This window comes from Roseixanthobacter finlandensis, assembly GCF_043195105.2.
In the GTDB taxonomy this organism is placed as follows: Bacteria; Pseudomonadota; Alphaproteobacteria; order Rhizobiales; family Xanthobacteraceae; genus NCEH01.
Genome location: NZ_CM195536.1, coordinates 5,197,952 through 5,210,475, shown reverse-complemented (window position 1 = coordinate 5,210,475; position 12,524 = coordinate 5,197,952). Strand labels below are relative to the sequence as shown.

The 12,524-nt window shown below is 66.6% G+C and carries 11 protein-coding genes; 10 read left to right on the top strand and 1 reads right to left on the bottom strand.

What is annotated here, in order from left to right:
• Positions 1–8 precede the first annotated feature (8 nt).
• The 6 genes from V5G24_RS24165 (at position 9) to V5G24_RS24140 (ending at position 6,173) form a co-directional block, all read left to right on the top strand.
• Positions 9–1,763 (top strand): branched-chain amino acid ABC transporter ATP-binding protein/permease, encoded by a 1,755-nt coding sequence (locus V5G24_RS24165; protein ID WP_394084419.1) that lies wholly within the window; start codon positions 9–11, stop codon positions 1,761–1,763.
• Positions 1,750–2,481: an ABC transporter ATP-binding protein gene (locus tag V5G24_RS24160; RefSeq protein ID WP_394084417.1), complete on the top strand. Its 732-nt coding sequence runs from the start codon at positions 1,750–1,752 to the stop codon at positions 2,479–2,481. Before V5G24_RS24165 ends, V5G24_RS24160 begins: the two co-directional genes overlap by 14 nt.
• Positions 2,482–2,560: 79 nt before the next feature.
• The gene (locus V5G24_RS24155) at positions 2,561–3,505 is read left to right on the top strand and encodes a 3-hydroxyacyl-CoA dehydrogenase (RefSeq protein ID WP_394084415.1); all 945 of its coding nucleotides are present in this window, start codon (positions 2,561–2,563) and stop codon (positions 3,503–3,505) included.
• A 52-nt stretch (positions 3,506–3,557) separates the two neighbouring features.
• Entirely contained in the window at positions 3,558–4,838 is a 1,281-nt protein-coding gene (gene otnK, locus V5G24_RS24150) for a 3-oxo-tetronate kinase (RefSeq protein ID WP_394084413.1), read from the top strand.
• A 3-nt stretch (positions 4,839–4,841) separates the two neighbouring features.
• Entirely contained in the window at positions 4,842–5,474 is a 633-nt protein-coding gene (gene otnC / locus V5G24_RS24145) for a 3-oxo-tetronate 4-phosphate decarboxylase (protein WP_394084411.1), read from the top strand.
• 15 nt (positions 5,475–5,489) lie between these two features.
• Positions 5,490–6,173: an aspartate/glutamate racemase family protein gene (locus V5G24_RS24140; RefSeq protein ID WP_394084409.1), complete on the top strand. Its 684-nt coding sequence runs from the start codon at positions 5,490–5,492 to the stop codon at positions 6,171–6,173.
• Between the two features lie 230 nt (positions 6,174–6,403).
• Here V5G24_RS24140 and V5G24_RS24135 read toward each other — a convergent pair whose 3' ends face one another.
• The gene (locus tag V5G24_RS24135; protein ID WP_394084407.1) at positions 6,404–7,366 is read right to left on the bottom strand and encodes a LysR family transcriptional regulator; all 963 of its coding nucleotides are present in this window, start codon (positions 7,364–7,366) and stop codon (positions 6,404–6,406) included.
• Positions 7,367–7,676: 310 nt separating this feature from the next.
• Between V5G24_RS24135 and V5G24_RS24130 the strand changes: the two genes are divergently transcribed.
• The 4 genes from V5G24_RS24130 (at position 7,677) to V5G24_RS24115 (ending at position 12,512) form a co-directional block, all read left to right on the top strand.
• Positions 7,677–8,861 (top strand): ABC transporter substrate-binding protein, encoded by a 1,185-nt coding sequence (locus V5G24_RS24130; RefSeq protein ID WP_394084532.1) that lies wholly within the window; start codon positions 7,677–7,679, stop codon positions 8,859–8,861.
• A 242-nt stretch (positions 8,862–9,103) separates the two neighbouring features.
• Positions 9,104–9,979, top strand: coding sequence for a branched-chain amino acid ABC transporter permease (locus V5G24_RS24125; protein WP_394084405.1), 876 nt, complete (start codon positions 9,104–9,106; stop codon positions 9,977–9,979).
• On the top strand, positions 9,976–11,769 hold the full coding sequence (locus V5G24_RS24120) for a branched-chain amino acid ABC transporter ATP-binding protein/permease (protein WP_394084403.1): 1,794 nt from the start codon (positions 9,976–9,978) through the stop codon (positions 11,767–11,769). Before V5G24_RS24125 ends, V5G24_RS24120 begins: the two co-directional genes overlap by 4 nt.
• Entirely contained in the window at positions 11,766–12,512 is a 747-nt protein-coding gene (locus V5G24_RS24115) for an ABC transporter ATP-binding protein (protein ID WP_394084401.1), read from the top strand. The genes V5G24_RS24120 and V5G24_RS24115 overlap by 4 nt, the downstream gene beginning before the upstream one ends.
• The last annotated feature ends 12 nt before the right edge of the window (positions 12,513–12,524 follow it).

Here is a 12,524-nt window from a genome sequence, read left to right as displayed (position 1 = left end):
AGGCATTCATGAAAACCGCAGCCTCGCACCGCAACCGCGGTCTCCTGTTCGGTGGCATCGCCATCCTCGCCGTGATCGCAATCGCCTTCGTGGCGCCGACCCACGGCTATTATCTCAACATCATGATGCAGGCGGCGACCTATGCCATCGCCGTCGCCGGCGTCGTCATCGTGCTCGGCTATTGCGGCCAACTCGCCCTGTGCCAGGCCGCGTTCCTGGGCATCGGCGCCTATTGCGTCGCCCTCGGCACGGTGGATTACGGCCTGCCCTTCTTCGTCGCGCTCGGCATGGGGGTGGTGCTGACCGGGCTCGGCGGCATGTTGCTGGGCTTTGCCTCGCTGCGGCTCGGCGGGCATTATCTCGCCATGGTGACCATCGGCTTCCAGATGATCGTCACCATGGTGCTGACCAATTGGATCAGCCTCACCCGCGGCCCCGACGGTGTCTCCGGCGTGCCGCGCCCGGTGATCGGGCCGCTCGATCTCTCGGGTGGGTCCACCTATCTCGGCCTATGCATGGTGTTCCTGGTGGTGGTCACGCTTTATGCTGCCCTGCTGAAGACCAGCCGCCTCGGCCGGGCCATGCAGGCGGTGCGCGACAATGAAATCGCCGCTTCCACCTGCGGCATCAACGTGTTCCGCACCAAGACCGTGGCCTTCGGCATCAGCGCGGCCCTCGGCGGCCTCGGCGGCGGGCTGTTCGCCGGCGCCTTCTCCTACATCTCGCCGGACCAGTTCACCTTCAACGAATCCATCGTTCTGCTCACCATGGCGTTGCTGGGCGGGGTGCAGTCCCCCATCGGCGCCCTGCTCGGCACGGTGCTTCTGGTGCTGCTCCCGGAATGGCTGCGCTTCCTGCGCCAAGCCTATCTGGCGGTCTATGGCGCGGCGGTGATCGCCATCATGATCTTCCTGCCGAACGGCGTCTGGGGTCTTCTCACCAAGCGCTTCTTCAAGCCCGCACCCGCCGACACCGGCCCGGTGACGCCCCTGCCCCTGCTCAGCCGCACCGGGACCATGTCGGCCGACGTGGTGCTGGAGGTGACCGGGCTCGCCAAGCATTTCGGCGGCCTTAAAGCCCTCGACGGCGTGGACTTCAAGGTCCGCAAGGGCTCGGTGCATGCGCTGATCGGGCCGAACGGCTCGGGCAAGACCACCATGCTCAACGTCATCACCGGCCTTTACGTGGCGACGGCAGGCCGGGTGAAGCTGCTCGGCGACGACATCACCGCTTTGCCGCCCCATGAGCGCACCCGGCGCGGCATGTGCCGCACCTACCAGAACATCCGCGTCTTCCGCGGCCTCTCGGTGCTCGAGAATGTGACCATCGGCGCCGAGCGGCCCGGCAATGACATTTCCGGCGCCGACGCCACGGTGGAGCGGGCGCTTGCCGCGCTCGACTTCGTGGGCCTGCGCAATGTGGCGCACCTGCCGGTGGGCGATCTGCCCTACGGCCACCAGCGCTATGTGGAGATCGCCCGCGCCCTCGCCGGCTCGCCGGAAATCCTGCTGCTGGACGAGCCCGCCGCCGGCCTCAACCTGACCGAAAAGGGCGAGATGGCGGAATTGCTCAAGCGCCTGAAGGGCCACGGCCTGACCATCGTCATCATCGACCACGACATGAAGCTGATCGAGCAAGTGGCCGACCGCATCACGGTGCTGAACTTCGGACGCGGCATCGCCGACGGCGACCCCAAGTCCGTGCTCAGCCATCCCGAAGTCATCGCCGCCTATCTGGGGGAGCCGCAAAATGAAGCTGCTTGAGATCAAGGGGCTCACCGCGCGCTATACCGCGAGCGACGTCCTCAAGGGGTTGGACCTCACCGTGAACGAGGGCGAGATCGTCGCCCTGCTCGGCTCCAACGGCGCGGGAAAAACCACCACGCTGCGCTCTATCTCCGGGCTGATGCCGAACACGTCGGGCGAGATCCTCTTCGCCGGCAATTCGATCCTGGGCATGAAGACGGGCGCCATCGCCCGCCTCGGCATCGCCCATGTGCCGGAGGGCCGGCGCCTGTTTCCCGGCCTCACGGTGCGCGACAACATCCTGCTCGGCTCGTCCAACCGCTCCGGCGTCAGCCGCGCGCAATTGGAGCGGGAGGCGGACGAAATGTTCGCCTTCTTCCCCGATCTGCAACGCCTGGAGCACGCCTATAGCTGGACGCTTTCCGGCGGGCAGATGCAGATGGTCGCCGTGGCGCGCGGCCTGATGGCCAAGCCCCGCCTGCTGCTGCTGGACGAGCCCTCGCTCGGCCTCGCGCCGAAGATCGTGCAGCAGGTGTTCCGCATCATCGCCCAGATCCGCGAGCGCGGCACCACGGTGCTGCTGGTGGAGCAGAACGCCAACATGGCGCTGTCGGTCGCCGACCGCGGCTATGTGCTGGAGGCCGGCGCCCTGCTGGTGTCGGGCAAGCCGGACGAATTGTGGAACAACGCCCAGGTCCGCGCCGCCTATCTCGGCGGGTTCGCCGCCTCCGCGTGATGTCCGGCGGCGCGCCGCCTCTTTCGAACCGGCGGCGCGGCCCGCCGCCGGCTTCACCTTCCAACCGGGACATTCCCAGATGACGAAAATCGCTCTTGTCGGCTGTGGCCTTGTGGGAGGCTCCTGGGGCCTCGTATTCGCGCGCGCCGGCTTTGACGTGACGCTTTATGATCCCTCGCCCGCCTCCCTCCAGGCGGCGCTCGACTTTGCCGCCGGCGCAGCGCCCGGCCTTGCCGAACAGGGTCTGCTGAACGGCGAGACGCCCGCCGCCGTGCTCGCCCGCCTCATGCCCGCCGCGAGCCTGGCGGAAGCCGTGGCCGACGCCGATTACATCCAGGAGAGCGCGCCGGAGCGGCTTCCCATCAAGCAGGCGCTTTACCGGGAGCTGGCCAAGCTGGTGAAGGCGGATGCGGTGATCGCTTCCTCCACCTCCGGCCTGCCCGCCTCCTCCTTCACGGCCGAGATCGAGGGCCGCGAGCGCTGCGTGGTGGCCCATCCCATCAACCCGCCGCACCTCATCCCGCTGGTGGAAATCATCCCCGCCCCCTGGACCGCACCCAGCGTCGTCGAGCGCACCGACGCGCTGATGAAGGCCGTGGGGCAGGTGCCGATCCGCCTCAACCGCGAGATCGCCGGCTTCGTGGTCAACCGCCTGCAGAGCGCGGTGCTGGGCGAAGCCTTCCGCCTCGTGGAGGACGGCATCGTCTCCGCCACCGACGTGGATGCCGCCATCTCGGAAGGCCTCGGCCTGCGCTGGTTCTTCATGGGCCCGTTCGAGACCATCGACCTCAACGCCCAGGGTGGCGTCGCCGATTATTGCGCCAAGCTCGGGCCCATGTATTACGATCTCGCGAAGGAACAGGCCGACCCGCGCCCCTGGAGCGATGCCCTGGTCGCGCAGGTCGAAGCGCAGCGGCGCGCGAAGACTCCGGCGGACAAGCTCGATGCCCGCAAGGCGTGGCGCGACCGCTGCCTCGCCGCCCTGGTGAAGGCCAAGCGCGCGGTGCTGAAGGAAAACGCCTGACCGGCGGCGGAGCCATCCGCCACCCCTCGCCCCCTCTCACAGAGTGCCCGCCATGCTGCTTGGAGTGATCGCCGACGATTTCACCGGGGCGAGCGACATCGCCAATACCATCGCCAAGGGGATCGCGCCGGAAGGCGGCCTCAAGACGGTGCAATATCTCGGCATTCCCACCGTTCCGGCGGCGGATGACGTGGAAGCCTGCGTCATCTCGCTGAAGAGCCGCTCCATCCCGGCGGACGAGGCGGTGGCGCAGTCGCTGGCGGCGCTCGACTGGCTGGAGGCCCAGGGCTGCCGGCAGGTGATCTTCAAATATTGCTCCACCTTCGATTCCACCCCGGAAGGCAATATCGGCCCGGTGGGCGAGGCTTTGGCGCGGCGGCTCGGCGAGAAGGGCGTCATCGCCTGTTCCGCTTTCCCCGATGCCGGGCGCACCATCTACAAGGGCCATCTGTTCGTCGGCGATCGCCTGCTGAACGATTCCGGCATGGAGCATCACCCGCTCAACCCCATGACCGACGCCGATTTGCGGCGCTGGCTGCAGCTCCAGTGCCAGGATCCGGTCGGCCTGGTGGATTGGCCCGTGCTTCAGCGCGGGCCCGATGCGATCCGTGCGGGCCTTGCGGCCGCGTCGGAGAAAGGCGAGCGGCTCGTCATTGTCGATGCCCTGACCAATGCCGATCTGCTCGCCATCGCCTCAGCCTGCGCCGATGCCCGCCTGATGACCGGCGGCTCCGGCATCGCGCTCGGCCTGCCGCGCAATTTCATCAAGGCGGGCCTCGCCAAGGGCGGAAATCCGGCCGTGGACCTGATCGGCGGGCCGGAAGCGGTGCTGGTGGGCAGTTGCTCACGCGCAACGCTCCAGCAGATCGAGGTGCACGGCAAGGACCATCCGGTGCTCGCCATCGACGTGGACAAGGTGATGGACGGCACCATCACCGCCGCCGATCTCGTGGCCTTCATCCAGGCCAACCCCGGCCACGCGCCGCTGGTCTATTCCTCCTCCCGGCCGGAGCAGGTGACGGCGCTGCAAGAAAAGTACGGTCGCAGCGAAGTCGCCCACAAGCTGGACGGGATCTTCGCCCAGACCGCCAAGGCGCTCTATGACGCCGGCATGCGGCGGATCGTGGTGGGCGGCGGGGAAACCTCGGGCGCTGTTGTCTCGGCCCTCGGCGTCACCTCGTTCCGCATCGGACCTGAGATCGATCCGGGCGTGCCGGTCCTGGTGGCGGAAGACGGCACCGGCCTTGGAATGGCGTTGAAATCCGGCAATTTCGGCGCCCCCGATTTCTTCGGCAAGGCGCTCGGCGCCATCGCCGGCACGACGGGAGCCTGAGCCATGGATGAAGCTGCCACCCGCGATCTCCTGGTGCGCCTGTCGCGCTCATTGTTCGAGCGCGGCTATTCGGTCGGCTCGGCGGGAAATATCTCGGTCGCCGTGGAGGACGGGGTGCTGATCACCCCCACCAATTCCTGCCTTGGCTTTCTGGAGGCCGGCCGCATCTCCAAGCTCGACCGGGACTGGAACCACGTGTCGGGCGACAAGCCCTCCAAGGAAGTGTTCCTGCACCGCGCCTATTACGAGACCCGCCCCGGCACCGGCGCGGTGGTGCATCTGCATTCCACCTACGCCACCGCGCTCTCCTGCCTGCCGGAGATCGACCCCGCCGACTGCATCGCCCCGCTCACGCCCTATGTGGTGATGCGGGTCGGCAAGGTGCGGCTGCTGCCTTATGTGCGCCCCGGCGATCCGGCCATGGGCACGCTGATCCGGGAGCTGAAGGGGGAATGCGCGGCGGTGCTGCTGGCCAATCATGGCCCGGTGGTCACCGCCAAGGACCTCCAGGGCGCCGTCTATGCCGCCGAGGAACTTGAGGAAACCGCCAAGCTGCTGGTGCTGCTGCGAGATCGCCAGCCGCGCCTGCTCACGGCGGCGCAGATCGACGAACTCAACACCGCCTTTCCCAAATAGCCGAGCCGCTTCCCGATGACGACCTCCGCGTCCGCACCCCGCTCATTGGCCCTCATCCATACGGTCGCCGGCCTCGTGCCGGTGTTCGAGGATCTCACGCGGCGCCATCTGCCCGGCTGGGAACCGTTCAACATCGTCGATGAAAGCCTGTTGCGGAATACGATTCGCATGGGCGAGCTCTCCCGCCTCACCATGCGCCGGCTGGCCGGCTATGTGTGGTCGGCGGTAGATGCAGGGGCCGATGCGGTGCTCGTCACCTGTTCCTCCCTCGGACCGGCGGTGGATGCCGCGATCCCGCTGTGCCCGGTGCCGCTGTTCCGGGTCGATGACGGCATGGCCTTGGCGGCATTGGAGAAAGGCACCCGCATCGGGGTGCTGGCCACGCTCTCCACCACCCTCGTCCCCACCACCGATCTTTTGAAACACCATGCCGCACAAAAGGGGGTCCGGGTGACCTTGACCAGTGGGGTCTGCGAGGGCGCGTTCGCCCGGCTCGCGGCGGGGGATCGGGCCGGACATGATGTGCTGGTGCGGGCCGAGCTCGCCGCCATGGTGCCCAAGGTGGATGTGGTGGTGCTGGCCCAGGCGTCCATGGCGCGGGCCCTTGAGGACCAAGGGGATAACGGCTTTTCCATCCCCATTCTCACCAGCCCGGAACTCGGGGTGCGGCACGTGCAGCTGGCCTTGGCGGACGCCTGACTCCAAGAAGATCCAACACCGCACAGCTACCTCACCGTAAAATGTTTCACGTGAAACCAAAGACTTACGGCGGACGAATCGCGGTTTAAAGAGCCTTCTCCGCACCTCTCGGGCCGATCACACCGCGATTTCGGGCGAACGTTCGCCCGACATCTCGGATTGCCCCCCGAAATGCGCGGGAAGCGCACCCGCGCCCGGCACGGGCCTGGCGGCCGGCTATTGGCGGACGCCTATTTCGCCGGCGCGCGGAAAAGCTCCCCGCGGGTCTTCTCGGCGCGCAGGCGGGCGCGCCAGACGCCGGCCTCCACCATGCCGGCGATGACATCGGCCATCACCTGCGCCACCGCCTCGCTGCCGCGCAGGTTCATGGTGCGCTGGGACACCACCACCGACAGGCGCCAGGAGGGGGTGGGATCGACGATCCGCACCGCCACCATCTCGCCGCGCGCCATCTCCTCGGTCAGCGCGAAATGCGGCATGATCGCGAACGCGGTGGACTGGAGCACCAGCTTGGCGATGGCGGGCAGGCTGTCGCAATCCATGGCTGTCGGCACCACGTCGTGGCGGGCGGCGAACTGCTCCACCACGGTGCGCAGCACATTGGGGCGGCCCGGCAGCACGATCGGCAGCTCGAACATGCGCTTGAAGGAAACCTCGCCCTCGGCCGCGAGCGGATGACCGGGCGGCACGAACAGCATGAGATCCTCGACCATCATCTCGGTCCAGGCCACATGCTCGAAGGCCTTGTGATCGTACAGCAGCGCCACGTCGAGCCGGCCGAGCTGGAGGAATTCGTCCAGATAGCCGGTCATCGCCTCCACCACGTGCAAGGTGATGTTGGGCTGGTGCACGGCCAGCGCGTTGATGAGCGGAATGGAGAGGCCCCGGCAGGCGGAGGTGGGCAGGCCCACGGAAACCCGGCCGGAGGGATTTGCCGATTGCGAGCGCACCACGTCCTTCACCCGGTCCACCTCCTGGAGGATGCGGCGGGCGTGGTCATAGAGTTGCTGGCCGATTTCCGTAGGGGTGACGCCGCGCGCATGGCGCACCAGCAGATCAACGCCCAGCTCATCCTCCAGGTTTTTCATCTGCTGGCTCAAGGAGGGCTGCGCGACCCGCAGGATTTCCGCGGCACGCGAGAAATTCCCGCTTTCCGCAATCTGGACGAAGTATTTGAGCTGGCGAAGATCCATGTACCACCTTTGCAAGCCCTGAATTCTCACGAGGGGATTCGATTTGTCAAACGACTTCCCAAGCGCCAAGCTGCTTAAACTATGGGCAGCATTTGTGGAAAAAACGTTATTTTATAATGTATTATTGCATGTGATTGAGCATCGCTTCTGCCTATAAAATGCCTTCATAGGAACTCCCTATATCGGCGATTGGAAAATCATCTTTGTCGGTGGCCCGGACTTGTCGGTAGCTTTATTGTGCAGATGGGAACAGGGGCGAAATGCCCACACATCCTGTAGACAACAGGAGAATAAATACATGCCTTCACACATGCTTTTACGTGGCCAGCTGCTGGCCGCGACGGTCATGCTCGGCCTCTCCTCCACGCTCGCGATGGCGCAGCAGCAGCCCTGCATCGGCAATTCCGCCGCAACCACCGGCCCCGCCGCGTTCGGCGGCGCCGCCATCAAGATGGGCGCCGAAATCGCCGTCGACGAGATCAACGCCAAGGGCGGCGTGCTCGGCAAGAAGCTCAGCTTCGTGCAATATGACGATGCCGGCGCCCCGCCGCGCGGCGTCGACAACACCCGCCGCATCGCGCTCGCCGACAAGTGCGTCGCCATCCTCGGCGGCTATCATTCCACCGTCGCGGTCGCCCAGGCCGAGCCGGTGAACGAGATCGGCATTCCCTATGTGGGCGTGCTCGCCGCCAACACGAAGGCGATCGAGAACGGCGCCAATCCCAATTACATGTTCCGCGTCTCGGCGAAGGACAAATGGGTGGCGCGCTTCCTCGTCGAGCAGGCGTTGAAAGCCTCCAAGACCGGCAAGGTCGCGTTCTTCTACGAGAACACCGGCTGGGGCAACGGCGCCCTGCCGGACGTGAAGGACGCCATGGCCAAGGCCGGCAAGGAGCTGGTGGCCACCGAGACCTTCAACTGGGGCGACCAGGACATGAGCCCGCAGGTGATCCGCGCCCGCGACGCCGGGGCGGACGTGGTGCTGTTCTGGGCGCTGGATCGCGAAGGCAACCAGATCCTGCGGTCCATGGACAAGGTGGGCTACAAGCCGACCATCATCGGCGCCTGGGGCATCGCCGGCAATCTCGGCGAACTCGCCGGGCCGCTGGCCGACGGCGTGGAAGTGATCCAGACCTATACTTTCATGGGCGACATGGATCCCAAGAAGAAGGCGCTGTGGGAGAAGCTCCAAGCCAAGTACGGCCTGAAGCAGCCCTCCGACGTCAAGATGCCATCGGGCGTGGCCAATGCCTATGACGCGGTCTACATCATCGCCGCCGCCATCGAGAAGGCCGGCGCCTTCGATTGGAAGAAGGTGCATGACGCGCTCTACACGGTGAACCTCGACGGGCTGGTGGCCGAATACAAGCCCGCCTTCGACGCCAAGGACCCGGAGCGCCAGGACGCGATCCTGCCCAAATATTACAAGCTGACGGTGTGGGTGGACGGCAAGCTGCTGCCCATCGAGCAGACCAAGTACGGCAAGACCAACTGAGGTCCTGCCGGCCCCTTGGTCGTTCTCCTCCGGAGGACTCGGTCCTCCCCGGCCTTCCCCCTCCCTAGCCCTCCCCCGCAAGCGGGAGAGGGGACGTGTTGTGCAAGGCCTCAGGAGGTTTCGGAGGGATGCCGAAGCCAGGCGCGCCCTGCTCCCTCTCCCGCTTGCGGGGGAGGGGTGGGGAGGGGGCCGCGCGGCGCGACCGGGACATCAGCAACAGCGGCCAACACACGGGCAGCGCGATGAGCACCTTCATTCAATACACCCTCTCCGGCCTCGCCATCGGCGGCATCTATGCGCTCGTGGCGCTCGGCTTCCACATCATGTGGACCGCCGCCAAGGCGGTGAATTTCGCCCATGGCGACACGCTGATGATCGGCGCCGTCCTGGCCGTGCTGGGGGTCGATGCGGGCCTGCCGCTGTGGCTCGCCTGCGGGCTCGGCGTGGTCGCCGGCGCGCTGTTCGGCATTCTCCTGGAGCGCTTCGCGGTGCGCCCGTTCACCGGCGGCACCACCTCGATTGGCTGGATGCTCACCACGATCGCGGTGGGCATCATGATCGAGAGCCTCGCCACCATGCAGTTCGGCGGCTTCTCCCGCCCCCTGCCCTCGCCCGGCGTGGAAAAGGCGGTGCACATCCTGGGCGCCGGCATCTATCCGCAGGAATTGCTGATCCCATTGGTCGCGATCCTCGCCATGGTGGGGCTGAAATTCATGCAGAAACACACGCTGGTCGGCCGCGCCATGCAGGCGGTGGCCCATGACAAGCGCGCCGCCGCCCTCATGGGCATCAATGTCAACCGCATCGTCGCCTTCTCCTTCGGGCTCGCGGCCCTGTTCGGCGCGGCGGCGGGCATTCTCGTGGCGCCGGTGATCCAGGTGTCCGCCACCATGGGCACGCTGCTGGGGCTGAAGGGCTTTGCGGTGGCCATCATCGGCGGCATCACCTCGGCGCCGGGCGTGGTGATCGCCGGCCTGCTGTTCGGCGTGATGGAGAAATTCGTCGAGGGCTACATCTCCACCGCCGCCCGCGAGATCATCGGCTTTTCCTCCATGATCCTGGTGCTGCTGGTGTTTCCGCAGGGCCTGTTCGGCAAAAGGGAGGTGCTCAAGGTATGAGACACCTCACCGCGCTCGGCTTCCTCGTCTTCGCCGCGATCCTCATCGCGGTGCCGCTCACCGCCGGCAACGAATACGAACTGCGCCTGTTCATGCTGTTCCTGATCTATGGCGTGATCGCCGTGGGCCTGAACGTGCTGGTGGGCCTCACCGGCCTCGTCTCGCTTGGCCAGGCGGGCCTGTTCGCCCTCGGCTCCTATACCGGGGCGATCCTCGCGGTGCGGCTCGGCTTCGACATGCTGAGCGCCAGCATCGGCGCGGCCGTCGTCTCCGGGGCGTTCGGCGTGCTGCTGGCCTATCCCACGGTGCGGGTGCGCGGCGTCTATCTCGCCGTCGTCACCATCGCCTTCGGCATCATCGTGGAGAATGTCGCCATCGAATGGCAGTCGCTGACCGGCGGCACCACGGGCCTCTCCTCGATCCCGCGCCCGAACATCTTCGGCTATCGCATTTCCGGCTTCGCCTTCTACGGCGTGCTGGCGGTGACGCTGTTCCTGGCGACGCTCGCCACCTACAATCTCAAGCGCTCGCGCTACGGCCGGGCCATGCTCGCGGTGTCCCAGAGCGAGACCGCCGCCCGCGCGCTCGGCGTCAACGCCACCGCCATGCGCACGCTCGCCTTCGTGGTGGCGTCCGTGACGGCGGGGATCGCGGGCAGCTTCTACGCCTTCCTCAATTCCTACATCTCGCCCGACATCTTCACCTTCGCCGACAGCGTGCGGTTTTTGCTGATGGTGATCCTGGGCGGGGCGGCTTCCACCTTCGGGCCGGTGATCGGCGCCTATATCCTCACCTATCTCCCGGAATTTCTGCAGCAATTCCAGCTCTGGCAGAAGTTCGCCTATGGCGCCCTGCTGCTGGTGGTGATGTTCGCCTTGCCGCGCGGCATCGTCGGTACGCTGTGGATGCTGGTCCAGCGCCTCAACCCCGAAAAGCGCGAGGCGGATCCCGCCGAAGGCATTCCCGCCGAACAGAGCCTGCGCCACGACGTGCGCGAAGGCGAGGCGGAGCTGGTGGCGCGCGACCTCACGGTGCGCTTCGGCGGCCTCACTGCCCTCTCCAAGGCCTCGCTGCGGGTGAAGCCGGGCGAGGTGCATGCCCTGATCGGACCGAACGGCGCCGGAAAGTCCACCTTCGTCAACACCATCTCGGGCTTCTACAAGCCCACGGAAGGCGAATTCGAGCTGGACGGCATCCAGCTCACCGGCAAGCGCTCCCACGAGATCGCGCGCATTGGCCTTGCCCGCACGTTCCAGAACACCGAATTGTTCGGCGAGCTCACGGTGCTGGAAAACGTGCTGGTGGGCTATCAGCAGCGCCTGACCTACGGGATTGCCGACGCGCTGCTGCGCACCCCGCGCCTGCGCCGCGAGGAGAAGGAGAGCCGGCGCGCCGCCATCGGCCTGCTCACCTTCGTGGGGCTCGATGCCTATGCCAATGAGCTGGCCCGCTTCCTGCCCTTCGGCCTGCAGCGGCGGCTGGAGATCGCCCGCGCCCTGGCGGCCAAGCCCCGCCTGCTGCTGTTGGACGAGCCGGCCGCCGGCCTCACCACCCAGGAGATCGACGCGCTGGAAGAGATGATCCGCGCCATCGCCGCGCTCGGCATCTCGGTGCTGCTGATCGAGCACCATGTGGAACTGATCATGGCGGTCGCCGACACCGTCACCGTGCTGGATTACGGCCAGGTGATCGCCAGCGACACCCCCGCAATCGTGCAGGAGGATCCGCGCGTGATCGAAGCCTATTTCGGCGCTTCCCTCGATGCCGCCAAGGCGGAGGACGTGGCATGAGCGACACCGATATCCTCCTCGATATCCGCGCCCTGGAACTGCGCTATGGCGCGGCGGTGGCGGTGCGCGACATCTCGTTGAGCGTGAAGCGCGGTCAACTGGTCGCCGTGATCGGCAATAATGGCGCCGGCAAATCCTCCATGGTGCGCGGCGCCACGGGCCTGGTTCGGCCCTCCGGCGGACAAGTGCTGTTCAAGGGCGAGGACACCACCCGCCTTTCCGCCGACCGGAAGGTGGCGCGCGGCCTCGTGATGGTGCCGGAAGGCCGGCTTCTGTTTCCCGACCAGAGCGTGGAGGACAATCTCATCCTCGGCGCCTACGCCCATGGCGGCCTCAAGTCCGAGCGCTCCAAGGCGACGCTGGAAAAGGTGCTCTCGCTGTTCCCGCGCCTGAAGGAGCGGCTGCCCCAGCAGGCCGGCTCCATGTCGGGGGGCGAGCAGCAGATGCTGGCCATCGCGCGCGGCCTGATGGCGGAACCCGAGCTGCTCATCATCGACGAGCTCTCGCTCGGACTCGCGCCCAAGATCGTGGACCAGCTGATGCGGGTCCTCGCCGACCTCAATGCGGCCGGCCTCACCATTCTGCTTGTCGAACAGCTTGCCTCCTACGCGCTCGCCATCGCCGACCACGCCTATGTGATCGCGAACGGGCGGGTGGCGCGCCACGGGCCGAGCGCGGATCTCGCGCGCGACCCGGAGGTGATGGAGGCGTTCCTCGGCAAGAAGAAAAAGGCGGCGGCCTGAACGCGCCCGAAT

Excerpts from the sequence above, each read along its gene's own strand:
- V5G24_RS24165 (WP_394084419.1), top strand. The coding sequence starts at position 9 with ATGAAAACCGCAGCCTCGCACCGCAACCGCGGTCTCCTGTTCGGTGGC.
- V5G24_RS24160 (WP_394084417.1), top strand. The coding sequence starts at position 1,750 with ATGAAGCTGCTTGAGATCAAGGGGCTCACCGCGCGCTATACCGCGAGC.
- V5G24_RS24155 (WP_394084415.1), top strand. The coding sequence starts at position 2,561 with ATGACGAAAATCGCTCTTGTCGGCTGTGGCCTTGTGGGAGGCTCCTGG.
- otnK (WP_394084413.1), top strand. The coding sequence starts at position 3,558 with ATGCTGCTTGGAGTGATCGCCGACGATTTCACCGGGGCGAGCGACATC.
- otnC (WP_394084411.1), top strand. The coding sequence starts at position 4,842 with ATGGATGAAGCTGCCACCCGCGATCTCCTGGTGCGCCTGTCGCGCTCA.
- V5G24_RS24140 (WP_394084409.1), top strand. The coding sequence starts at position 5,490 with ATGACGACCTCCGCGTCCGCACCCCGCTCATTGGCCCTCATCCATACG.
- V5G24_RS24135 (WP_394084407.1), bottom strand. The coding sequence starts at position 7,366 with ATGGATCTTCGCCAGCTCAAATACTTCGTCCAGATTGCGGAAAGCGGG.
- V5G24_RS24130 (WP_394084532.1), top strand. The coding sequence starts at position 7,677 with ATGCTTTTACGTGGCCAGCTGCTGGCCGCGACGGTCATGCTCGGCCTC.
- V5G24_RS24125 (WP_394084405.1), top strand. The coding sequence starts at position 9,104 with ATGAGCACCTTCATTCAATACACCCTCTCCGGCCTCGCCATCGGCGGC.
- V5G24_RS24120 (WP_394084403.1), top strand. The coding sequence starts at position 9,976 with ATGAGACACCTCACCGCGCTCGGCTTCCTCGTCTTCGCCGCGATCCTC.
- V5G24_RS24115 (WP_394084401.1), top strand. The coding sequence starts at position 11,766 with ATGAGCGACACCGATATCCTCCTCGATATCCGCGCCCTGGAACTGCGC.